This window comes from Pseudomonas sp. NPDC079367 (genome assembly GCF_044542195.1).
Classification (GTDB): domain Bacteria; phylum Pseudomonadota; class Gammaproteobacteria; order Pseudomonadales; family Pseudomonadaceae; genus Aquipseudomonas.
Genome location: NZ_JBITTW010000007.1, coordinates 1 through 23,493 on the forward strand (window position 1 = coordinate 1; position 23,493 = coordinate 23,493).

Here is a 23,493-nt window from a genome sequence, read left to right on the forward strand (position 1 = left end):
TGATCATTCAGGACGGCATGAAGAAGATGACCGAAGAGCAACAGGACATCTTCTATTACATCACCGTGATGAACGAGTCGTACCAGCAGCCAGCCATGCCAGCCGGTGCCGAAGAAGGCATCAAAAAAGGCATGTACCTGCTCGAGGAAGACACTCGCGATGCGGCGCATCACGTTCAGCTGATGGGCTCCGGCACCATCCTGCGCGAAGTGCGTGAAGCGGCGAAGATCCTGCGTGAAGAGTTCAACGTCGGCGCTGACGTGTGGAGCGTTACCAGCTTCAACGAACTGCGTCGCGACGGCCTGGCCGTAGAGCGCAGCAACCGCCTCAAGCCTGGCCAGAAGCCGAAGCTGAGCTACGTCGAAGAGTGCCTGAACGGCCGTAAAGGTCCGGTCATTGCTTCTACCGACTACATGAAGCTGTTCGCCGAGCAGATCCGTCAGTGGGTACCGTCCAAGGAATTCAAAGTCCTGGGCACCGACGGTTTTGGCCGCAGCGACAGCCGCAAGAAACTGCGTCATTTCTTCGAAGTCGACCGTCATTTCGTGGTGTTGGCAGCCCTGGAAGCACTGGCTGACCGTGGTGATATCGAACCCAAGGTTGTGGCCGAAGCCATCGCCAAGTTCGGCATCGACCCGGAAAAACGCAACCCACTGGACTGCTGAGGAGACATTTTGTGAGCGAACTCATTCGCGTACCTGACATCGGCAGCGGTGAAGGTGAAGTAATTGAACTGTTTGTGAAGGTCGGCGACCGCATCGAAGCCGACCAGAGCATCCTGACCCTGGAATCGGACAAGGCCAGCATGGAAGTGCCGGCCCCGAAAGCCGGCGTCATCAAAAGCCTGAAAGTGAAGCTGGGCGACCGTCTGAAAGAAGGCGACGAACTGCTCGAGCTGGAAGTCGAGGGCGCTGCTGAAGCGGCCCCTGCACCTGCCGCTGCTCCTGCGAAAGCCGAAGAGAAACCGGCGGCCGCACCTGTTGCTGCCGCGCCTGCTGCTGCTCCTGCTGCCGCTTCGGTACAGCAAGTGCACGTGCCGGACATCGGTTCGTCGGGCAAGGCACAGATCATCGAGATCCAGGTCAAGGTCGGCGACAGCGTCGAAGCTGATCAATCGCTGATCACCCTGGAATCCGACAAGGCGAGCATGGAAATCCCGTCGCCTGCCGCGGGCGTGGTCAAGGCCATCAGCGTCAAGCTCAACGACGAAGTCGGCACTGGCGACCTGATTCTGGATCTGGAAGTGGCGGGTGCTGCGGCGCCTGCTGCGGCCACTCCTGCTCAGGCTGCTGCACCTGCCGCCGCTGCTCCGGCGCCAGCTGCTGCCGCTCCGGTTGCGCCGGCTGCCGACAGCGTTCAGGACATCCACGTTCCGGACATCGGTTCGGCCGGCAAGGCCAAGATCATCGAAGTGCTGGTCAAGGCCGGCGACACCGTCGAAGCCGACCAGTCGTTGATCACCCTGGAATCCGACAAGGCGAGCATGGAAATTCCATCGCCTGCCGCTGGCGTGGTCGAAAGCGTTTCGATCAAGCTGGATGATGAAGTCGGTACCGGCGACCTGATCCTCAAGCTGAAAGTCAAAGGCGCGGCGCCTGCTGCTGCTTCGGCTCCAGCGGCCGCTGCTGCACCGAGCGCTCCGGCACCTGCCGCTGCCCCGGCTGCCGCTGCACCTGCTGCTGCCGCTCCGGCCGCCGCACCGGCCAAGCCAGGCGCGAAAGTTCACGCAGGTCCCGCCGTGCGTCAACTGGCCCGTGAGTTCGGCGTCGAGCTGAGCGCTGTTGGCGCCAGCGGTCCGCACGGTCGCATCCTCAAGGAAGACGTGCAGGTTTACGTCAAGGCGATGATGCAAAAGGCCAAGGAAGCACCGGCCGCTGCTGGCGGCGCAACCGGTGGCGCGGGCATCCCGCCGATTCCGGTCGTCGATTTCAGCCGTTTCGGTGAAATCGAAGAAGTGCCAATGACTCGCCTGATGCAAGTCGGCGCTGCCAACCTGCACCGCAGCTGGCTGAACGTGCCACACGTCACGCAATTCGACTCGGCGGACATCACCGAGCTGGAAGCTTTCCGTGTTGCACAGAAGGCCGTAGCCGAGAAGGCTGGCGTCAAACTGACCATCCTGCCGCTGCTGCTCAAGACTTGCGCGCACCTGCTCAAGGAACTGCCGGACTTCAACAGTTCGCTGGCGCCAAGCGGCAAGGCGATCATCCGCAAGAAATACGTGAACATCGGCTTCGCCGTCGACACTCCGGATGGCCTGCTCGTGCCGGTGATCAAGAACGTCGACCAGAAGAGCCTGTTGCAACTTGCTGCCGAAGCGGCTTCGCTGGCTGAAAAGGCCCGCACCAAGAAGCTGTCCTCGGACGAGATGCAAGGCGCCTGCTTCACCATTTCCAGCCTCGGCCACATTGGCGGTACCGGCTTCACGCCGATCGTCAACGCGCCGGAAGTGGCGATTCTCGGTGTGTCCAAGGCAACCATCCAGCCAGTCTGGGACGGCAAAGCCTTCCAGCCGAAACTGATGCTGCCGCTGTCGCTGTCCTACGATCACCGTGTGATCAACGGCGCTGCAGCCGCACGCTTCACCCAGCGTCTGGGCAGCCTGTTGGGCGACATCCGCACCATCCTGCTGTAACTCGAACGGCCCTCCGGCAACGGAGGGCCGTTTGCTGCACCCTTTCGAGCGCCACACGCTCGTACCTCAACCCCGCCAGTCTGGCGGGGCTTTTTTTTGCCTGAAATAAACCGGCCAGCGTCTTTTTCCCACAACCTGCGCTGACGTCGGCCACAAGCCTGGTCCACTTAACGCCAATATTTTCCATCGCCGCCCAACTAACCTCTGCTCAGGAAAGTTGAACCAACGCACGACGTTTATTTATTTCTTATTACTCCAACTTTCGAATGGAATCGATCATGTTCAAACCGACCATTGGCCCGATCGTGGGCCACGCCACAACTAGCGAAATACGAATTTTTATTCGCGGCGAACAGCAGGACAAAAAGAGAGTGTTTGCCGGAGTCCGCGCCCGTAAAGCCGGCGCGGACAAATGGTCTAACAGCGTATTTGCAATTTTGCATCCAGCCAATGACATGTCGGGGGTGCTGGCCCTGCAGGACCTCGAAGCCGACTGTGAATATGAATACCAGGCTGGCTGGCTGAGCCCAATGAATCCGGTGCATACCATCGACACCGTAATAGAGTTTCCACTGCAGTGGCCGCGACAACTCTACCGTTTCCGTACTCGCACCGCGCAGGCCAGCCAGCCCCGGGGCTTTATTGTCGGCTCGTGCCGTTATCTGCGGATCACCGCCGGCATCGCTTCGTTACCGCAATTGGGCGACCGCATCTTTGGCTCGATCAGCCGACTCATCGAAAACAGCCAGTTACCGGTGAGCGCGATGATCATGACCGGGGATCAAGTGTATGTAGATGATTTGAATATGATTGCGCCGGATCGCGAAGCAAAAGATATCCTGAGAAAATACCGAACGGCGTTTTCGCAACCGAATATTCAACGACTGATGTCCAATACATCGACTTACATGATGCTCGACGATCATGAAATCGAAGATAACTGGCCCGCCAAAGCCAGCGCAGCGGACGCGGACTTATATCGCAACGCCATGGCCGCTTATGAACTTTACCAAGCCAGCCACAGCCCGGTTTATGCATGTAACGGTAAAGGCCAGATAGATCGGGATACGCTGAAGCATTACTGGTATCAGTTCGGCGACAGCGATATCGCCTGGTTCGTCACCGACAGCCGAACCCGACGCAACCTGTCGAAAGAAGATCGACGCATTCTCGACATCGAGCAGGAGGAGGCGTTGCTGCAATGGCTGATCCACAGCCCGGCAAGGGTGAAGTTCGTGGTGACCAGCGTGATGTTCTATCCCGATCGCAGATTCAACGGTGACGATGCGTGGAAAGCATTCCCCGAACAGCGTCTGCGTCTGCTGGAAACCATTCGCAGCCACCGGATCAAGAACGTGGTGTTCGTCTCCGGCGACGTCCATGGCTCGCTGACCAGTCGCCTGAGTCATAGCGAAGATGCCGATTTCGAAGTGCATACCATCGTCTCCTCGCCGTTGCACAACAGCAAATTGCTGCCGTATGCCAGGGCCTCGACATTCATCCTCGATCAACCGCTGGTGCGCACGGCGGCCGGGGATTATCGGCACGAGCTGACCAGTGCGGTGGTGAGCCAGGACAATTTTGCGCATGTGATGGTCGAGACTGATCAGATTCTGGTCAAGTATCACGATCGTGAAGGCAAACTGCTGCAGTCGATTGCGATAAAACTGCGCTGAGCCTTTAAAGATCGCAGCCTTCGGCAGCTCCCACAGAAGGCCCATTCCGCTGTTGGAACTGCCCAAGGCGGGCGATCTTTTGTTCATTTCAGTCATGCACTGGAGAAATGTTCACTGCAGCCGACATATTCTTATAGCACTTGGCCTTCATCTCTCTTGTCAGTCGGTGCCGCAATGATGCAACCTTGCCGCAGCCAACAGACAAGAGGGCGAGAGCCCGGCGCATTCAGCATATTTCCAAGCGAGTTCCCTTCATGAAGAGCCAACCCGATGCCGCCAGCCGTATGGCGGCCGAGGTAGTGACGCAGTTGCCTGTGCCCTCGCGGCTCGGCATGCTGCGTTTCGAGCGCTTGAATGAAGCCAGTTGGGCGATGCTGTTCCTTGATCCCAATTGCGAACGCCAGTTCGGCCAGCCGGCCGTCGAGCTCTGCGCGCTGGTCGGCTCGCCCTACGCCAGCCTGATGGAACCCGAGGCGCGCTACCAACTGCACGACGCGATCCAGCAGCAGCTGAGCAAAAGCGCGCATTACGTGGTGCGCTACACCCTGCACACCGCCGCCGGCGCGTTGAACATCCTCGAGTTGGGCGAAGCCTACAAACAGCACAACCGGCATTTGCTGCGCGGCTACCTGCTGGCGGTCGACGAGGTGTTCGACGAACCCCTGGCGCCGCCTTCGGTGGATCTGGAAACCCAGAACTCACGCCTGCAAATCGCTCTTGAGCTGAACCAGCGCGCCCAGCAGGAACAACTGCAGCATCTGGAACGCGTGCGCGCCCAGCAGGATCTGATTCTGCTGCTCGCGCGCCAGCGCTACAGCACGCATAACTCGCTGCAGGAAGCTGCCGAACTGATCACCCGCTGCGCCTGCGATATCTACGAAATCGACTGCGCCAGCCTGTGGAACCTCGAAGGCCAGCGCTTGCTGCCGATCTCCGCCTACCATCGTGCGACCCAGGAATATCTGCTGCCGGAGCCGATCGATATCAGCGGCTTCCCCGATTACATGGAAGCGCTGCACAGCAGCCGCGCCATTGATGCGCACAATGCCATGCACGACCCGCGCACCCGCGAGATGGCTGAGGCGATGCGTGCGCGTGACGTCAACGCCATGCTTGACGCCAGCATTCGCGTCGATGGGCAGGTGGTCGGCGTGCTGTGTCTGGAACAGACCGGCGTCACCCGTGCCTGGCAGTCCGATGAAATCGCCTTTGCCGGTGAGCTGGCCGACCAGTTCGCGCAAGTGATCAACAACCACAACCGTCGTACCGCCACCAGCGCCCTGCACCTGTTTCAGCGCGCGGTCGAGCAGAGCGCCAACGCCTTTTTGCTGGTCAATTGCGACGGCGTCGTCGAATACGTCAACCCGAGCTTCACTGCCATTACCCAGTACACCACCGAGGAAGTCCACGGCCAGCGCCTGTCGGAATTGCCAGCGCTGGAAAACCTCAGCGAACTGCTGTTCGACGCGCCCTCGGCGCTGGCCCAGAGCAACAGCTGGCAGGGTGAATTCAAGAGCCGGCGCAAGAACCTCGAACCGTACTGGGGGCAGTTATCGATTTCCAAGGTCTACGGCGACAACCGTGAGCTGACGCATTACATCGGCATCTACGAAGACATCACTCAGACCAAACTGGCGCAGCAACGTATCGAGCGCCTGGCTTACACCGACAACCTGACCAACCTGGGCAACCGTCCGGCGTTCATCCGCAATCTCGATGAGCGTTTTGCCCGCGACAGCGATACGCCAATCAGCCTGCTGCTGGTGGACATCGACAATTTCAAGCGCATCAACGACAGCCTCGGTCATCAGACCGGCGACAAACTGTTGATCAGCCTCGCCCGGCGCCTGCGCAATAGCCTCAGCCCGAGTGGCAGCCTTGCGCGTTTCGCCAGTAATGAATTCGCCGTGTTGCTCGACGACACCGACCTTGAAGCAGGGCAGCAGATTGCCAGCCAATTGCTGATGACCCTCGACAAGCCGATGTTCGTCGACAACCAGTTGATCAGCGTCACCGGCTCCGTGGGCCTGGCCTGCGCGCCGCTGCACGGGCGCGATCCGCAAACCCTGATGCGCAACGCCGGTCTGGCGCTGCACAAGGCCAAGGCCAACGGCAAACATCAACTGCAGGTGTTCACTGAAGCGCTGAACGCCGAAGCCAGTTACAAACTGTTCGTCGAGAACAACCTGCGCCGCGCCCTCACGCAGAACGAACTGGACGTGTTCTACCAGCCCAAGCTGTGCCTGCGCAGTGGTCGTCTGCTGGGCATGGAAGCGCTGTTGCGCTGGAACCACCCGGAACGCGGCATGATCCGCCCGGACCAGTTCATCAGCGTCGCCGAGGAAACCGGCCTGATCATTCCGATCGGCAAGTGGATCGCCCGCCAGGCCTGCCGCATGAGCAAATCCTTGACCGCCGCCGGCCTGGGCAATCTGCAAGTAGCGATCAATCTTTCGCCGAAACAGTTCTCCGATCCGGACCTGGTCGCTTCCATCGCCAACATCCTCAGGGAAGAGGCGCTACCGGCCAATCTGCTCGAACTGGAGCTGACCGAAGGCCTGCTGCTGGAAGCCACCGAAGACACGCATTTGCAGCTCGACCAGCTCAAGCGTCTGGGCCTGACCCTGGCCATGGACGATTTCGGCACCGGGTACTCGTCGCTGAGCTATCTGAAGAAATTCCCGATCGACATCATCAAGATCGATCGCAGCTTCATCCATGAAATCCCCGACAACCAGGACGACATGGAAATTACCTCTGCGGTGATCGCCATGGCTCATAACCTGAAACTCAAGGTTGTGGCTGAAGGCATCGAAACTGCCGAGCAACTGGCGTTCCTGCGCCGGCATCGATGCGACGTCGGCCAGGGTTATCTGTTCGACCGGCCAATCCCCGGCGATGAGCTGATCAAAGCGCTCAAGCGCTACCCGCGCGGGCCGCTCTGCCTCTAACCCCTCTACCCCATTCTCGCCATAACATGCCGCCCCCTGTAGGAGCTGCCGAAGGCTGCGATCTTTTGATCTGGTTTTTAAAAAGCAAAATCAAAAGTTCGCAGCCTTCGGCAGCTCCTACATTGGGTAGTGATTAACCGGGCATCATTCGGCACACTGGCGGTCTGACTTTTTACCTCCAACCTGACTGAGAGGAACGATCATGGTTCTGCGCTCGGAAATTCTGGTGAACAAAAACGTGCTACCAACCAAAGAACAAGCCCTGCCCGGCCGCGAAACCCCGATGACCCTGCCGGAAAAACACTTCGTCTTCGAAGACACGCCGCTGCTCGGCCCATTCTTTCAGGACGTCGACTTCGCGATCTTCGGTCTGGGCTGTTTCTGGGGTGCGGAACGACGCTTCTGGCAGCGCGAAGGCGTGGTCAGCACCGTGGTCGGTTACGCCGGCGGCTTCACGCCAAACCCGACGTATGAAGAAGTCTGCTCAGGCCTGACCGGCCACGCCGAAGTGGTATTGGTGGTGTATGACAAGGCGCAAGTCAGTTATGAAGAACTGCTGGCGATGTTCTGGGAATTGCACAACCCGACTCAGGGCATGCGTCAGGGCAACGACATCGGCACCCAGTATCGCTCGGTAATCTACGCCACCACGCCAGAGCAACTGGATGCCGCGCTGAAGAGCAAAGACGTGTATCAGGCTGAACTGGCAAAGGCCGGTCTGGGTGAAATCAGCACCGAGATCGATCAGGCCCCGACCGTGTACTTTGCCGAGGCCTATCACCAGCAGTATCTGGCGAAGAATCCGGAAGGTTACTGCGGGATTGGCGGCACTGGCGTTTGCATGCCACCGAGTCTGGCGGGTAATTAGATCCTGACAGCAAAAAATCGCAGCCTTCGGCAGCTCCTACAGGGAAACGAATTTCAACTGTAGGAGCTGCCGAAGGCTGCGATCTTTTGATCTTGCTGTTGATCAGCTCTCGGCAATCAGCCAATCCATCTGCCAGCCACCCTGAGTCTGCCCCAGTTTCTTCGACAACCACGGCAGCAACTCACGCAATTCTTCCTCCAGCCCCCACGGCGGATTCGCAATCGCCATGCCCGAACCGTTCAGGCTGTTCGGCGTGTCCAGCGGATGCACCAGCAACTCCACACGCAGCAACTTCGGCGCACCCGTGCCTGCCAGGTCCTGATAGAACCGCCGCAATGCACGCTGATCCTTGACCGGGTACCAGATCGCTGCCACGGTCTGGCGCATGCGGCCGATGGCTTCTTTCATCGACGCCGCGCAGCGCTGCATCTCGTCCAGTTGCTCGAACGGCGGATCGATCAGCATCACCGCCCGCTTCTCCTGCACCGGCAACATCGCCCGCGCCACATGCCAGCCCTCGCCCAGGTGCACTTTCACCCGGCGATCGCCGGCCATGTTGTCCTTGAGCAGCACGCCGTCTTCGGGGTGCTTCTCGTTGAGCATCACCCGATCCTGTGGCCGCGTCAGGCGCCGCGCCAGCTCCGGCGAACCCGGGTAAAAACGCAACTGGCCATCCGGATTCATCTCCTGCAGCACTTTCATATAGTCGGCGGTCAGCGCCGGCAGATCGGGCTGATCCCACAACCGCGCAATGCCTTCCAGATACTCGCCGGTGCGGTTGGCCTGATCGCCCTGCAAGTCGTACAGACCGATGCCGGCGTGGCTGTCGAGATAGGCAAACGGCTGCTCCTTGCGCGACATCAGGGCAATGAGGCGGGTCAAGGTCAGGTGTTTGAACACATCGGCGTGATTGCCGGCATGGAAGGCGTGACGATAATTCATGGCTGCTCCTGCGAGGGCCGCAAAGTTTACCTTTTACCGGGCGGCAAGTCAGGGGTTCGCAGCCGAGCGGACAAAAGCCTGCCCTCACCCTAACCTTCTCCCTGTATGTACCCGATGGAGAGGGTTAGGGTGAGGGGCTTTGCTTTTATGGCATTACACTGGCTAAACATGAATGACAGGACGTCAAAAAACCCATGCGATATCGGATCATCTGCTTACTCGGCCTGCTTAGCCCCTGCCTCGTCCTCGCCGACGAAACCCACATTGAACAGGCCCGCCAGACACTCAAGAATTATGGTCTGAGCCACTGTATTCTGAAGCCATTCAACGAACACTCCGCTCTGGAAAAAGACATTGCACTGTCCGCCAATGGCTATTCGTTCATGGGCAAAGGCATGCATTCCATCCTGCAAAATGAAGACACGCTGCAAGTGCTGCATGACCCCTATAAAGAAACACTGAGCTACGTGTCGACGGCTTACGAGCAGACATCTTTACGCAGCAAACACTCAAGTGAAAAAGTAGTGTTTCTTGCGTGCCTTCACGTCTACAACTCAGAGGCGTTCGACCGCTTTATCCGCAGTCAGGATGCATACATCAATGATGATTGACCCCTTCGAAAGTCAAAAGATCGCAGCCTTCGTCAGCTCCTACACGGGACAGGCGTTCACTTTGCAGGAGCCGTCGAAGGCTGCGATCTTTTGATCTCTTCAGGCAGGCAAGCTGCGCAGGCGCTTGCCGATGACATCAAGTACATCGCAGCCATCACGCAACGGGATGGCGCACAGCAGGGCGAAGTCGCTGAGGATCACGGAGTCGCATTCGATCGAGCCGCGCATGCACATGTTTTCCAGCACCTGGACCACGGCGCGGATGCGGTGGTTGGCAGCGTCCATGAGGATGTCGAGAGGCACATGGGTGTCGACGAACAGGCTGGGCATGTCGCTGCAATTGCCGGTCAGGGCCATGAAGCGGTTGTCGGGGTGAGGCGTGATTTTCTTGTAGGGCGGATCATGTTTTGTCGTTGTCATTCTTGGCATCCCTGAAGTTCTGAGTGGAGCCGCCATTGACCTTCCTACGGGTTTGGGTGGCAGCCATGTGCGGGAGTAGGAACTGAGAACTCCAAATCAGCCACGTCGAAACGTGTCCCGCACAAAGCCGCCGTCAACTTGTCATGAATACGCTTTGACCCTTGTATTCAGCCTGCGGCACTTATGCACTTCAGAGTTCGGGATCCTACCCCCTGCCACCGCTCTCGCGGCGACAACGAAAAGACTACCCCTGCAACTCAGCGCGCACCAGTTCATGAAAACCGCCGCGATTCGAAGGAAACGTCCGAAGCGTTTGCCCCGAAATTTCACTCTGTCTCTGCCAGCAAAAACTCCAGAAGCGCCGATCGTGACGAATCTTCCGACATCGATAATTTGAAAAACTGTCCGACCTTGCAGCGCAAAACAGCCTCGGGAAACGCCTCGAACATGGCTGGGTGTTCTTCGCTCAGCCATTGCAGAGCATTCACGATGCGCACGCTTGCATCAGTCTGCGCCAACACAGATTTCGGCACGTTCCACCACGGAAAAACCCGCCCCGAACCCAGCGCTCCACCGCCGATTGCAACGGCTTGGCCGTTGATCAAGCCTCGCGAAATTACCGGCAGCAATTGCGCAGGATCGACCTCGTCAGACTGCAAAAGAGGCAGCAAAAACCGCCCATCCCAGAAGCGGAAAAACACCGCTTTACCGTCCGGCATCAGCACTTGAGTCAGGCTGCGGAAATGTTCGACCAGCACTTCAAGATCCGCCGAAGACACCGCCAGCCAACCCCAGTCCCGTGAGGCGGTTTCCGCTACCCAACGTAAAAACTCACTGTCTGCAGCGACAATTCCCACATAGGGCATCACCGCTTCCCAATCGGCATAAATGGTCTCGGCCCAAACCGGGTTCGCCGTGCCCTGCCAGACTTTGAAAGCATCGGCGTCGCTGGCGCGGCTGAAAATTGCGAACAGTTGTTCTGACGCCAGCAGCGGCTGCCGCGCCAGCCAATCTTCGGCGGTTAATTGTTCAGGCTGCACAAACACCGTCCTTGCATCGCTCACACTCTTCGCAAAAAGGCGCATCACCTTTGAGACTCATGATTTGTGCGGCGGTGAGAATCGCCGCCGGCGCAGCGGCCAGTTTCTCGGGCAATCCCGGCACCACCGGTGCCGCACTCATTGCCGCCATCGGCGCGCCGCCCACCACAATCGGTACGCTGCTGAAAATTCCGCCGGGGCCGATATTGATCCACTGTCCGCCGGCCTGAATCGTTGCGCTCGCGCCGCCATCGATTACCACTTGCTGGCCAGCGCTGATATGGATCTGCGCCGAGGCGCTGGTGGCCTGGCTGTTTACCCGAACGTGCTGGTCGCCGAGCACGGACAAGTGATCATCCTGCCTGACCTCGGTCTGGCGCTGGCCGTGGGTGATGCGCTGTTCGTCGGCTTTGAGTTCATGCCGGGCGGAGCCGGTGACGATCACACTGCGCTGGTTGTCGACCTGCAGTTGCTGATCATTGAGCACATGCTGGGTCCAATTGCGCTGGGCACGCAGGTAGATTTCCTCGGCGCCTTTCTTATCTTCGATGCGCAGTTCGTTGTAACCGCCACCGCCGGGGCTGCTCTGGCTGCGGAAAACGCTGCGAGTCTTGTCTGCCGGCAGATCGAGCGGCACCGGTGTCGCGGCGTTGGGCAGGCAACCCATGACCAGCGGCTTGTCTGCATCGCCATCAATGAAACCGACCAGCACTTCCATGCCGACGCGCGGAATCAGCACGCCGCCGTAGTGATCGTGGGCCCAGCCGGTCGCGACGCGCAGCCAGCAACTGGAGTGCTCGTTCAGCTCGCCGTCGCGATCCCAGGCCAGTTGCACTTTGACCCGCCCGTATTCATCGCAATGGATCTCCAGGTCTTTCGGGCCGGTGACCACGGCGGGTTGGTAACCCGACACGCGCGGCTTTTCCGGGCCCAGCGCCGGACGATAGAACACGTCCCACGGCGTGGCCACGAAGGTATTGCGATAGCCCTGGAAGGATTCGCCATCGCTGGTCACCGACTCCTCCAATACCTGCGGCTGACGGCCACGGTGTTCGACGGCAGTGAGTAACCACAGATCATTCCAGTCGCTGCGCGGATGTTCGACAAGTTGCAGGAAATGTCCGCAGACCAGTGAGGACTGGTCGCTGCTGCCGTCGGCTCGCCGGTAATCGGCGACGTGCCGTTCAAGCATTCGCCGCGCCAGATGCCTGCCGGTGTCGCGATCGTTGAATTGACCGGGGAAGTGGTAGTCCTCCAGCACTGGACGTTGCTCGCCGTCACTGCGGCTTTCCAGAGACAGGCGCGGTTTTTCGAAGTTGTAGTCACGTCGAGTGACAACGCTGGTGCGGGTTTCGACACGCACGTTGAAACGCTGAATCGCCGGCGCACCGCCCGACATGCCACTACCCGGCAAATATAGCGTCGGCTCGGCCAGCTTCGGAAACACGGTCTGGTCGTCGCCGAACACCAGCAGATGGCCTTCGGGGCTGTGTTGAAAGTGATAATGAATGCCGACTTCGGCACACAGACGCTGGATGAAGGCCAGATCGCTTTCCGCGTACTGCACGCAGTACTCGCGCTCCGGGTACTCGCTACCCAGGCGAAATTCAAAGGCATCGCGCAGGATCGAATGATCCTTGAGGATCTGCGTGACAATTTGCGGCACGCTTTGATGCTGAAAAATCCGCTGGTTGATGCGATGCCCCAGATACATCAGACGCGGAACGAGGCTGAGGTGATAGCGCGTCAGACGTTTCCCGGAATCGCCCTGCCCGACCTGATAAATCTGACCATGAAAACCGCAACCCTGAGCATCGAAACTCAGATACGCCTGACTGTGCAGCAGGCTTTCGAGATCCAGGTCCGGCCGCTCGCTGACCAGTTCGAGTTCGAAGCGAAAAGGCTGGCTGATGGCTTCCCTGCCCGAGAACTCAAGGACCTTGAGGTCATCCTGAGCGCCTTCGAGGGTCAAGGTAAAACGCGGTTGATTGGCAGGGGCGAACATCCGATGTCTCTCTGCAGTGTGGGGCGGGCGATTCTGCGGGAGAGGCAAGGGGTGATGAACAGGTGCCCGGAAATTCAGATTTGCCCTACGCAGGTTGCTGAAAGCGCCTGAGAACGCGGTGCCTTCGACTACAGACAAATCCCCCAAACCCGTACACAGAACGAACTGTGGGAGCGGGCTTGCTCGCGAAGGCGCCGGGTCAGTCGATTGAGATGTCGCCTGATATGCCGCATTCGCGAGCAAGCCCGTTCCCACACTGGATTTGCAGCTTCGCCGAAATCTACAGGCAATAAAAAACGGCCCGCCTCCGGTAGGAAACGGGCCGTTCTGATGTGAGCCGAAGCTCAGCGCATTATTTGTTCAGGTGGAAATCTTTTTCCGCTGCTTCGAAGCGCTGCACCATGCCAGCGGTCGGCGCGCCGAGCTTGCTGACGATGTAGATGGCCAGGCTGGCGAAGATGAAGCCAGGGATGATTTCGTACAGGCCAAGCAGTTCGAAATGCTTCCAGAGCACCACGGTAATCGCGCCGACCAGAATACCGGCCAGTGCACCGTTGCGGGTCATGTCTTTCCAGATGACCGAGATCAGCACAACCGGACCGAACGCAGCGCCGAAACCGGCCCAGGCGTAGGACACCAGGCCCAGTACGCGGTTATCCGGATTGGCAGCCATAGCGATGGCAATCAGGGCTACCAACAGCACCATCGCACGACCGACCCAGACCAGCTCCTGTTGCGAGGCGGACTTGCGCAGGAAGGCCTTGTAGAAGTCTTCGGTCAGGGCGCTCGAGCACACCAGCAACTGGCAGCTCAGGGTGCTCATTACCGCAGCCAGAATGGCCGACAGCAGCACACCGGCAACCCATGGGTTGAAGAGGAGTTTTGCCAGTTCGATGAACACCCGCTCAGGGTTTTCAGCGACCGGGCCGGCCACTTCCGGGTGCGCCGAGAAATAGGCGATACCGAAGAAGCCCACCGCCACGGTGCCGCCCAGGCACAGGATCATCCAGGTCATGGAAATGCGACGCGCCTTGGCGATCGACTTCACCGAATCCGCCGCCATGAAACGCGCGAGGATGTGCGGCTGACCGAAGTAGCCCAGACCCCAACCCATCAGCGAAATGATGCCGATGAAAGTGGTGCCCTTGAGCATGTCGAAATTGCTCGGATCTTGCGCTTCGATGGCGAGGAATGTGGTATCGACGCCGCCAGTGGCCAGCAGGACGATGATCGGCGTAAGGATCAGCGCGAAGATCATCAGCGTGGCTTGTACGGTGTCGGTCCAGCTCACAGCCAGGAAACCACCGATAAAGGTGTAGGCAATCGTCGCCGCCGCACCGGCCCACAGCGCCGTTTCGTAGGTCATGCCGAACGTGCTCTCGAACAGGCGGGCACCCGCGACGATGCCGGAAGCGCAGTAGATGGTGAAGAACACCAGAATCACGATCGCCGAGATGATTCGCAGCAGGCCGCTTTTGTCTTCAAAACGGCTGGCGAAGTAGTCCGGCAGGGTCAAGGCGTCGCCGTTGTGCTCGGTCTGTACGCGCAGACGACCGGCCACGAACAGCCAGTTCAGGTAGGCCCCGATGACCAGGCCAATGGCGATCCAGCTTTCGGAAAGACCGGACATGTAGATGGCGCCCGGCAGGCCCATCAGCAACCAGCCGCTCATGTCGGAGGCACCGGCAGACAGCGCGGTGACGACGCTGCCGAGGCTGCGACCGCCGAGAATATAGTCAGAAAGGTTGTTGGTGGAGCGATAGGCCATCAAGCCGATCAGCACCATTGCTGCGATGTAGATCACGAATGTGATCAGGGTTGGATTGCTTACGCTCATTGAGTTACGCCCTGGCTTTGTTTTTATGTAGCGGCGGTGGTGAACCGCTCGCAAACGACGACGTTTGGCAGACGATCCGGGATCCCGCGCATTTAAGACTGATGTTTCCCCAGGAAAGCCATCAGCCGGTGTACCGGGTTATTCCCGGTTGCACCTTGGCGGCGAATGCTATGCAACAAAGCAAATAAGGTGCAACCAGTTTCGCGAGAATTAGTTGCACCCAGTCGGATTAATCGACGTTCACCGGGTTTTTGCTCCCTTTTAAGGCAGTCAGGGCTCTTTGCTAGAAGTAAAAGCACCAAGCAGAGGCAGTACTTTGGTCGCGGAAATTAATTCCTGACCCGTTGCGGATTTTTCCGACAAAAAAGGGTTGCACCCGGTTGCACCTCATTCAGCGCACGGCTAATCTTGCCGCCAGCTGATGCCACGCAACTGTGGCAACCATGAGGATAAAAATATGGCTACCACCACCCTTGGGGTCAAACTCGATGACCCGACCCGCGAGCGCCTCAAGGCTGCCGCAACCTCGATTGATCGCACGCCGCACTGGCTGATCAAACAGGCAATTTTCAATTACCTGGAAAAACTCGAGGGTGGTGCAACCCTGACCGAGTTGAACGGTTTGACCGCCAAAGACGCCGATGACGCTGGCGAAGTGCAGACCGATCACGCTCACCAATGCTTCCTCGAATTCGCTGAAAGCATCCTGCCGCAATCGGTTCTGCGTGCTTCGATCACCGCCGCCTACCGCCGCCCTGAGCCGGAAGTCGTGCCAATGCTGATCGAGCAGGCGCGCCTGCCGGCACCGATGGCCGAAGCCACCAACAAACTCGCCGCGACCATCGCCGAAAAACTGCGTAACCAGAAAAGTGCCGGTGGTCGTGCGGGCATTGTTCAGGGTTTGCTGCAGGAATTTTCTTTGTCGTCCCAGGAAGGTGTGGCGCTGATGTGCCTGGCCGAAGCGCTGCTGCGTATCCCCGACAAAGGCACACGCGATGCGCTGATCCGCGACAAGATCAGCACCGGCAACTGGCATCCACACCTGGGCAACAGTCCTTCGCTGTTCGTCAACGCCGCGACCTGGGGCCTGCTGCTGACCGGTAAACTGGTTTCCACCCACAACGAAGCCGGCCTGACTTCTTCGCTGAGCCGCATCATCGGCAAGAGCGGCGAGCCGATGATCCGCAAGGGCGTCGACATGGCCATGCGCCTGATGGGCGAGCAGTTCGTTACCGGCGAAACCATCGCCGAAGCGCTGGCCAACGCGAGCAAGTTCGAAACCAAGGGCTTCCGCTATTCCTACGACATGCTCGGTGAAGCGGCACTCACCGAAGTCGACGCGCAAAAATACCTGGCCTCGTACGAACAAGCCATCCACTCGATCGGCAAAGCGTCCCACGGTCGTGGGATTTATGAAGGCCCGGGCATTTCCATCAAGCTCTCGGCACTGCACCCGCGTTACAGCCGTGCTCAGTACGAGCGTGTAATGGACGAGCTGTACCCACGCCTGCTGTCGCTGACCCTGCTGGCCAAGCAATATGACATCGGCCTGAACATCGACGCCGAAGAAGTCGACCGCCTCGAGCTGTCGCTGGATCTGCTCGAGCGCCTGTGCTTCGAGCCGCAGCTGACCGGCTGGAACGGTATCGGTTTCGTTATCCAGGCTTACCAGAAGCGTTGCCCGTACGTGATCGACTACGTGATCGATCTGGCCCGCCGCAGCCGTCATCGCCTGATGATCCGCCTGGTGAAAGGCGCGTACTGGGACAGCGAAATCAAGCGCGCTCAGGTCGAAGGTCTGGAAGGCTATCCGGTCTACACCCGCAAGGTGTACACCGACGTTTCCTACATCGCTTGCGCACGCAAACTGCTCTCGGTGCCGGAAGTCATCTACCCGCAATTCGCCACGCATAACGCCCACACTCTGTCGGCGATTTATCACATTGCCGGTCAGAACTATTACCCCGGCCAGTACGAATTCCAGTGCCTGCACGGCATGGGCGAGCCGCTTTACGAACAAGTGGTTGGCAAGGTTTCCGAGGGCAAGCTGAACCGTCCGTGCCGCGTTTACGCTCCGGTCGGCACCCACGAAACCCTGCTGGCGTATCTCGTGCGTCGTCTGCTGGAAAACGGCGCCAACACCTCGTTCGTCAACCGCATCGCCGACCAGTCGATTTCGATTCAGGAACTGGTCGCCGATCCGGTGGCGCAAATCGAGCAGATGGCCACCATGGAAGGCGGTTTCGGTCTGCCGCACCCGCGCATTCCGCTGCCGCGTGATCTGTACGGTGCCGAGCGCGCCAACTCCAGCGGCATTGACATGGCCAACGAACATCGTCTGGCCTCGCTGTCCTGCGCCTTGCTCGCCACCGCGCACAATGACTGGAAAGCCGCGCCGATGCTCGGCTGCGCGTCCAGCAACGAAACGCCGGCAGCAGTGCTGAACCCGTCCGATCACCGCGATGTGGTCGGTCACGTTCAGGAAGCCACCGTCGAGGACGTCGACAACGCCATTCAATGCGCGCTGAACGCCGCGCCGATCTGGCAGGCCACCCCGCCGGCCGAGCGCGCGGCGATTCTGGAACGTGCTGCAGATTTGATGGAAGGCGAGATCCAGCCGCTGATGGGCCTGTTGGCGCGCGAAGCCGGCAAGACCTACGCCAACGCCATCGCCGAAGTCCGCGAAGCGGTCGACTTCCTGCGTTATTACGCGGTGCAGGCACGCAACGATTTCAGCAATGATGCCCACCGCCCACTCGGTCCGGTCGTATGCATCAGCCCGTGGAACTTCCCGCTGGCGATCTTCAGCGGCCAGGTCGCTGCGGCACTGGCCGCCGGTAACCCGGTGCTGGCCAAACCGGCCGAACAAACTCCGCTGGTCGCCGCTCAAGCCGTGCGCTTGATGCTCGAAGCCGGCATCCCGGAAGGCGTGCTGCAACTGCTGCCGGGGCGCGGTGAAACGGTCGGCGCCGGTCTGGTCGGTGACGAGCGTGTCAAAGGCGTGATGTTCACCGGTTCCACCGAAGTCGCGCGCTTGCTGCAACGCAACATCGCCGGGCGTCTCGACAGCCAGGGCCGCCCGATCCCGCTGATCGCCGAAACCGGTGGCCAGAACGCGATGATCGTCGACTCCTCGGCACTGACCGAACAAGTGGTGATCGACGTAGTGTCGTCGGCCTTCGACAGCGCCGGTCAGCGTTGCTCAGCGCTGCGGGTACTGTGCCTGCAGGAAGATTCTGCCGATCGCGTCATCGAAATGCTCAAAGGTGCGATGGCCGAAAGCCGTCTCGGCAATCCGGAGCGTCTGTCCGTGGACATCGGCCCGGTGATCGACGCCGAAGCCAAGGCCGGCATCGACAAGCACATCCAGGGCATGCGCGACAAAGGCCGCAACGTTTACCAAGTGGCAATTGCCGACAGCGAAGAGGTCAAGCGCGGCACCTTCGTCATGCCGACTCTGATCGAACTGGAAAGCTTCGACGAACTGCAACGCGAGATCTTCGGCCCGGTACTGCACGTGGTGCGCTACAAGCGCAAAGAGCTGGATCAACTGATCGGCCAGATCAACGCCTCCGGTTACGGCCTGACGCTGGGCGTGCACACGCGCATCGACGAGACCATCGCCAAGGTGATCGACAACGTCAACGCCGGTAACGTCTACGTCAACCGCAACATCGTCGGTGCCGTGGTCGGCGTGCAGCCATTTGGCGGCGAAGGCCTGTCGGGTACTGGGCCGAAAGCCGGTGGCCCGCTGTATCTGTACCGCTTGCTGTCGACGCGTCCTACCGACGCCATCGAACAATCCTTCGCTCGCGGTGACGCCATCGTCGCCCCGGACGTGCGCCTGCGCGATGCCATGAGCAAACCGCTGAACGCGCTGAAAGCCTGGGCTGAAAGCAACAAGTACGCCGACCTGAGCACCCTGTGCGTGCAGTACGCGGCGCAATCGCAGAGCGGCATCACCCGCGTACTGGCAGGCCCGACCGGCGAGAAAAACAGCTACGCCATCCTGCCGCGCGAGCATGTGTTGTGCCTGGCGGAAGTTGAAGGCGACCTGCTGACGCAACTGGCGGCGGTGCTGGCGGTAGGCGGTTCGGCTGTATGGCCGGAGTCGGACATCAGCAAGGCATTGTTCGCACGTCTGCCGAAGGACATTCAGGCGCGGATCAAGTTGGTAGCTGACTGGAATAAAGATGAAGTGGTGTTTGATGCGGTTCTGCATCACGGCCATTCCGACCAGTTGCGCGGCGTTTGCCAGCAGATTGCCAAGCGTGCCGGCGCGATCGTTGGCGTTCAGGGCTTGTCCCAGGGCGAAACCAACATTGCTCTGGAACGCCTGGTAATTGAGCGGGCATTGAGCGTCAACACCGCTGCGGCGGGGGGTAATGCCAGCTTGATGACGATCGGTTAAACCGCTGTAAATTCAGGCGACTGCAATGGTCGCCTGGCTCGCTCCCACAGAAGATCAAAAGATCGCAGCCTTCGGCAGCTCCTACAGGGAACGCATTCCAAATGCAGGAGCTGCCGAAGGCTGCGATCTTTTGCTTCTGCATCACTCTCATCAATCATCCTATCCAGCCTCTATTCCCCCACCTTAGACTCGGCCCAACCTCAATTCCCAGGTAAGCCGCCATGTCCGAGACGCTGCTCAGTTCCCGCAATCTGGCTTTCGAGCTGTACGAAGTCCTTGATGCCGAGGGCCTGACCCGGCGAGAGCGTTTTGCCGAGCACAATCGCGAGACCTTCGACGCTGCCATCGGCACCGCGCGCAACATCGCCGAAAAGTATTTTGCCCCGCACAACCGCAAGGGCGATGAAAACGAGCCGCGCTATGAAGACGGCCAGGCGATTCTGATTCCCGAAGTGAAACCGGCGGTGGCTGCCTTTCTCGAGGCCGGTTTTCTCAACGCCGCACGCAGTTTTGAAGCTGGCGGCATGCAACTGCCGACGCTGCTGTCGCAAGCCTGCTTCGCGCATTTCCAGTCGGCTAACGCCGCGTCGACTTCGTACCCATTCCTGACCATGGGTGCGGCGAACCTGATCGAGAGCTTCGGCAGCGAAGAGCAGAAGCAGCGGTTTCTGCAACCGATGATCGACGGGCGCTTCTTCGGCACCATGGCCCTGACCGAGCCGCACGCCGGTTCGTCGCTGTCGGATATTCGTACCCGCGCCGAGCCTGCGTCCGACGGCACTTACCGCCTCAAGGGCAACAAGATCTTCATCTCCGGCGGTGATCACCCGCTCTCGGAAAACATCGTGCACATGGTGCTGGCGAAACTGCCGGATGCGCCGCCGGGAGTGAAAGGTATTTCGCTGTTCATCGTGCCGAAGTTTCTGGTCAACGACGACGGCAGCCTCGGCCAGCGCAACGACGTGTTGCTCGCCGGGTTGTTTCACAAGATGGGCTGGCGCGGCACGACGTCGACGGCACTGAATTTTGGCGATAACGGCGAGTGCGTCGGCTATCTGGTGGGCAAGCCGCACCATGGCTTGAGCTACATGTTCCAGATGATGAATGAGGCGCGAATCGGCGTCGGCATGGGTGCGGTGATGCTCGGTTATGCCGGTTACCTGTATTCGCTGGACTATGCGCGCGAGCGGCCGCAGGGGCGGGTGCCGGACAGCAAGGATCCGACCACCGCGCCGGTGGCGATCATCCAGCACGCGGACGTCAGACGCATGCTGCTGACGCAGAAATCCTACGTCGAAGGCGCATTTGACCTCGGCCTGTATGCCGCGCGGTTGTTCGATGACACCACCACGCTGCAAACCGAAGCCGAGCGTAAGCAGGCGCACGAGTTGCTGGACCTGCTGACGCCGATCGTCAAATCCTGGCCATCGGAGTTTTGCCTGAAGGCCAACGAACTGGCGATCCAGATTCTTGGCGGTCACGGTTACACGCGCGAATACCCGGTGGAGCAGTACTACCGTGACAACCGCCTGAACCCGATCCACGAAGGCACCCACGGCATTCAGTCGCTGGATCTGCTTGGCCGCAAACTGGCGCAGAACGGTGGCGCTGGGCTGAAGCAATTGATCCGCCTGATCGCCAACACCGCTGAACGCGCCGCTGCGTACGATTCGCTGACCGCACTGCGGGAACCGCTGGAGAAACTCGTTGCCCGCCTGCAAACCGTGACCATCGGCCTGCTGACCGATCTGGCGCAGGGCAAGGTCAACAGCAGTCTGGCGAACTCGGCGCTGTACCTGAAAGTGTTTGGCCACGCGGTGATCGGCTGGCGCTGGCTGGAGCAAGCGATTCGCGCCGAGGAAGGCCTGGCCAACGGGAGTGCGGCGGATGTCGACTTCTATAAGGGCAAGTTGCAGGCGGCGCGATATTTCCTGACGTGGGAAGTGCCGGGTTGCCAGCATGAGCTGGACTTGCTGGAGGCGCGGGATGATACGTGTCTGGCGATGCGGGACGCGTGGTTCTAAAAGCAAAAGATCGCAGCCTTCGGCAGCTCCTACAGAAACGCATTCCAATGTAGGAGCTGCCGAAGGCTGCGATCTTTTGATCTTGATCCTTTAGCTCAACTTGAACCCACCCATCTGCCGCGCCAGATCATCCGTCAGCTTCTGCAACATCTGACAATCCTCACGACAGGCACGAACTTCGACCGCCGTCGCCCGCGCCAGATCGGAAATGCCCTGCACATTGCGATTGATCTCTTCGGTCACCGCCGACTGTTCTTCCGTCGCCGTCGCTACTTGATGATTCATGTCACTGATGCGCTCGACCTGCCCGGTAATCGCCGTCAACGACGCCCCGGTGCGCTGGCTCGATTCAACCCCGGTGCCCGTCGCGGCCTGACCGGTGCGCATCGACGACACGGCATTTTCCGCGCCTTGCTTGAGACTGCCGATCATCAGTTGGATTTCGTCGGTCGAGGCCTGGGTTCTGCGTGCCAGGGTGCGCACTTCATCGGCGACCACGGCAAAGCCACGGCCCATATCGCCGGCGCGGGCGGCTTCGATGGCGGCGTTGAGTGCGAGCAGATTGGTCTGCTCGGAAACGCCACGAATCACCGCCAGCACCGAATCGATCGATGCCACTTGCTGCGCCAGCTCAGCCACCGCCCCCGCCGCCACGCCGATTTCATCGGACATGCTTTCGATATGGCGGACCGAGCCACCGACCACTTCCCGCGCCTGCAGCGCTTCATCACGTGCAGTTTGCGAAGCGAGCGCGGCGTTGCCGGCGTTCTGCGCGATTTCCTGCACGGTCAGGCCCATTTCGTGGACAGCCGTGGCGACCATGTCGGTCATTTCCTGCTGCCGACCGGAACGATCGGCGGTGTTGTCCACCACCGTCGCCACTTGCCCCACCGCCATGCGTAAACGCTCGCTGGTGGTCAGCACTTCGCCGATCATCGCGCGCTGGCTGTCGAGGAACCGGTTGAACCCTCGAGCCAGGTCACCCAACTCATCGGCGCGACTGGAATCTAACCGGTGGGTCAAATCTCCCCCACCGCTACCGATGGCCACCAGCGCTCGTGTTACTTGTCGGATCGGTCGCACCAGCCCTTGCGCCAGCCACACCACCAATGCCAGGCAAACCAATGCCACCACCAGGCCGATGCCGCCACTCATCCACATCGCTTGGCGCGCTTCGGCGTAGATCTGCGACTGCGGCACTTCGGCCACCAATGTCCAGCCGAGATCGCGCAACGGCAGACTGAAGGCGAGAAAATCTTCACCCTCGCGCTGAAAGCTGCTGTTGACTGCAGTCTTATGCCCCATCACCGCTTGCGCCGCGTTGGCGCCGATCTGCTCGGTCAAGGTGCGTTTGCCGCTGAACTGCGCTTGCGGATGCACCTGAATCAAACCGTCGGAACGCACGAGATAGACCTTGCCGCGCTCACCGAAGCTGAAATTGTGAATCAACTCGGAAAGCTCTTTCATGCTCAGCCCGAGCCCGGCAACGCCAACCACTTTGCCGGCCTGCTCGACCTTCAGATCGATGAACAGGGCCAGCTCGCCAGTGGCGCCATCGTTGTCGATATTCAGCGTGCGCGGCTGATTGCTGTCGAGAAAGGAATAGAACCAGGCATCGGCCGGTTTCGAGCGACTGAGGGTGCGATCCAGGCCTTTTTCGGTGATGTAGTGGTTGGATTCGGTGCCGATGATCAGCGCCGTGAAGGCCTTGTGTTCGGCGCGGATACCTTCCAGATACTGCGCAAATAGAGCAGTTTTGCTGCTGTCTTCGCCCGTCGCCAGCCAGTCACGCACCATGGTGTTGCTGGCGATGTCCTTGGCGGCGGTGAGTGGCTGGACGAGGATGCGCTCGATATCGTTGCGCGTCGCTTCGATGCTCGACGGCAGCGCTTGCTCGACCAGATAGTTCTGCGCAAGGCGGTTGACCACCAGCGTATAAATGCCAACCACAATCACGATGCTGATCAGCAGGGCCGTGCCCATGCCGAGAATCAACTGCCACTGAATACTGCGTCGCCACCACTGCATGGAGCACCCCCAGGGAATAAGTGGCCGAAGCACTGCAACAGCCGT

General features: G+C 59.8%; 14 protein-coding genes and 1 pseudogene. 8 read left to right on the plus strand and 7 right to left on the minus strand.

The genetic code is table 11. The features are described 5' to 3' along the window. From ACIGDJ_RS09730 to msrA, 5 genes are all read left to right on the plus strand, one after another. Positions 1–665: transketolase-like TK C-terminal-containing protein (locus ACIGDJ_RS09730; RefSeq protein WP_397504545.1), on the plus strand; the 665-nt coding region annotated here is incomplete at its 5' end. An 11-nt stretch (positions 666–676) separates the two neighbouring features. Continuing rightward, positions 677–2,635: a dihydrolipoyllysine-residue acetyltransferase gene (aceF, locus tag ACIGDJ_RS09735; RefSeq protein ID WP_397479541.1), complete on the plus strand. Its 1,959-nt coding sequence runs from the start codon at positions 677–679 to the stop codon at positions 2,633–2,635. 278 nt (positions 2,636–2,913) lie between these two features. Continuing rightward, positions 2,914–4,311, plus strand: a complete 1,398-nt coding sequence (locus tag ACIGDJ_RS09740; protein WP_101156509.1) for an alkaline phosphatase D family protein — start codon at positions 2,914–2,916, stop codon at positions 4,309–4,311. A gap of 254 nt (positions 4,312–4,565) precedes the next feature. Continuing rightward, the gene (locus ACIGDJ_RS09745) at positions 4,566–7,262 is read left to right on the plus strand and encodes a bifunctional diguanylate cyclase/phosphodiesterase (protein WP_101156513.1); all 2,697 of its coding nucleotides are present in this window, start codon (positions 4,566–4,568) and stop codon (positions 7,260–7,262) included. 202 nt (positions 7,263–7,464) lie between these two features. After that, positions 7,465–8,130: a peptide-methionine (S)-S-oxide reductase MsrA gene (gene msrA / locus ACIGDJ_RS09750; protein WP_312997720.1), complete on the plus strand. Its 666-nt coding sequence runs from the start codon at positions 7,465–7,467 to the stop codon at positions 8,128–8,130. Between the two features lie 102 nt (positions 8,131–8,232). On the opposite strand, the gene ACIGDJ_RS09755 is transcribed toward msrA, so the two are convergent. Continuing rightward, on the minus strand, positions 8,233–9,072 hold the full coding sequence (locus ACIGDJ_RS09755; protein ID WP_101156519.1) for a 23S rRNA (adenine(2030)-N(6))-methyltransferase RlmJ: 840 nt from the start codon (positions 9,070–9,072) through the stop codon (positions 8,233–8,235). Between the two features lie 194 nt (positions 9,073–9,266). Here ACIGDJ_RS09755 and ACIGDJ_RS09760 point away from each other — a divergent pair, with 194 nt between their 5' ends. After that, positions 9,267–9,683: a hypothetical protein gene (locus ACIGDJ_RS09760; RefSeq protein ID WP_101156521.1), complete on the plus strand. Its 417-nt coding sequence runs from the start codon at positions 9,267–9,269 to the stop codon at positions 9,681–9,683. A 99-nt stretch (positions 9,684–9,782) separates the two neighbouring features. Here the strand turns inward: ACIGDJ_RS09760 and ACIGDJ_RS09765 are convergent, their stop codons facing one another. The 4 genes from ACIGDJ_RS09765 to putP all read right to left on the minus strand — a co-directional run bounded on the left by ACIGDJ_RS09765 (position 9,783) and on the right by putP (position 14,985). After that, positions 9,783–10,103: a hypothetical protein gene (locus ACIGDJ_RS09765; protein ID WP_101156523.1), complete on the minus strand. Its 321-nt coding sequence runs from the start codon at positions 10,101–10,103 to the stop codon at positions 9,783–9,785. 326 nt (positions 10,104–10,429) lie between these two features. Then, complete coding sequence (locus ACIGDJ_RS09770; RefSeq protein ID WP_312997726.1) at positions 10,430–11,143, minus strand: DUF4123 domain-containing protein; 714 nt, start codon at positions 11,141–11,143, stop codon at positions 10,430–10,432. Beyond that, complete coding sequence (locus tag ACIGDJ_RS09775; RefSeq protein WP_397479542.1) at positions 11,133–13,148, minus strand: type VI secretion system tip protein VgrG; 2,016 nt, start codon at positions 13,146–13,148, stop codon at positions 11,133–11,135. Before ACIGDJ_RS09775 ends, ACIGDJ_RS09770 begins: the two co-directional genes overlap by 11 nt. 352 nt (positions 13,149–13,500) lie before the next feature. Beyond that, on the minus strand, positions 13,501–14,985 hold the full coding sequence (gene putP, locus ACIGDJ_RS09780; RefSeq protein ID WP_101156529.1) for a sodium/proline symporter PutP: 1,485 nt from the start codon (positions 14,983–14,985) through the stop codon (positions 13,501–13,503). Between the two features lie 457 nt (positions 14,986–15,442). Between putP and putA the strand changes: the two genes are divergently transcribed. Both putA and ACIGDJ_RS09790 read left to right on the plus strand, forming a co-directional pair. Continuing rightward, on the plus strand, positions 15,443–19,396 hold the full coding sequence (gene putA, locus ACIGDJ_RS09785; RefSeq protein WP_397479543.1) for a trifunctional transcriptional regulator/proline dehydrogenase/L-glutamate gamma-semialdehyde dehydrogenase: 3,954 nt from the start codon (positions 15,443–15,445) through the stop codon (positions 19,394–19,396). A gap of 221 nt (positions 19,397–19,617) precedes the next feature. Beyond that, positions 19,618–21,420, plus strand: coding sequence for an acyl-CoA dehydrogenase (locus ACIGDJ_RS09790; protein WP_397479544.1), 1,803 nt, complete (start codon positions 19,618–19,620; stop codon positions 21,418–21,420). A 90-nt stretch (positions 21,421–21,510) separates the two neighbouring features. On the opposite strand, the gene ACIGDJ_RS09795 is transcribed toward ACIGDJ_RS09790, so the two are convergent. Both ACIGDJ_RS09795 and ACIGDJ_RS09800 read right to left on the minus strand, forming a co-directional pair. Continuing rightward, positions 21,511–22,356 carry a methyl-accepting chemotaxis protein gene (locus ACIGDJ_RS09795; protein ID WP_397479558.1) on the minus strand — a complete coding sequence of 282 codons (846 nt, stop codon included), beginning with the start codon at positions 22,354–22,356 and terminating at the stop codon, positions 21,511–21,513. A 21-nt stretch (positions 22,357–22,377) separates the two neighbouring features. After that, positions 22,378–23,448 (minus strand): annotated as a pseudogene (locus tag ACIGDJ_RS09800) (cache domain-containing protein); the annotation flags it as partial. Positions 23,449–23,493 lie beyond the last annotated feature (45 nt).

Bases quoted from the DNA above. Each gene is read 5' to 3' on its own strand.
- ACIGDJ_RS09740 (WP_101156509.1), top strand. From the start codon at position 2,914: ATGTTCAAACCGACCATTGGCCCGATCGTGGGCCACGCCACAACTAGC.
- ACIGDJ_RS09745 (WP_101156513.1), top strand. From the start codon at position 4,566: ATGAAGAGCCAACCCGATGCCGCCAGCCGTATGGCGGCCGAGGTAGTG.
- msrA (WP_312997720.1), top strand. From the start codon at position 7,465: ATGGTTCTGCGCTCGGAAATTCTGGTGAACAAAAACGTGCTACCAACC.
- ACIGDJ_RS09755 (WP_101156519.1), bottom strand. From the start codon at position 9,072: ATGAATTATCGTCACGCCTTCCATGCCGGCAATCACGCCGATGTGTTC.
- ACIGDJ_RS09760 (WP_101156521.1), top strand. From the start codon at position 9,267: ATGCGATATCGGATCATCTGCTTACTCGGCCTGCTTAGCCCCTGCCTC.
- ACIGDJ_RS09765 (WP_101156523.1), bottom strand. From the start codon at position 10,103: ATGACAACGACAAAACATGATCCGCCCTACAAGAAAATCACGCCTCAC.
- ACIGDJ_RS09775 (WP_397479542.1), bottom strand. From the start codon at position 13,148: ATGTTCGCCCCTGCCAATCAACCGCGTTTTACCTTGACCCTCGAAGGC.
- putP (WP_101156529.1), bottom strand. From the start codon at position 14,985: ATGAGCGTAAGCAATCCAACCCTGATCACATTCGTGATCTACATCGCA.
- putA (WP_397479543.1), top strand. From the start codon at position 15,443: ATGGCTACCACCACCCTTGGGGTCAAACTCGATGACCCGACCCGCGAG.
- ACIGDJ_RS09790 (WP_397479544.1), top strand. From the start codon at position 19,618: ATGTCCGAGACGCTGCTCAGTTCCCGCAATCTGGCTTTCGAGCTGTAC.
- ACIGDJ_RS09795 (WP_397479558.1), bottom strand. From the start codon at position 22,356: ATGATCGGCGAAGTGCTGACCACCAGCGAGCGTTTACGCATGGCGGTG.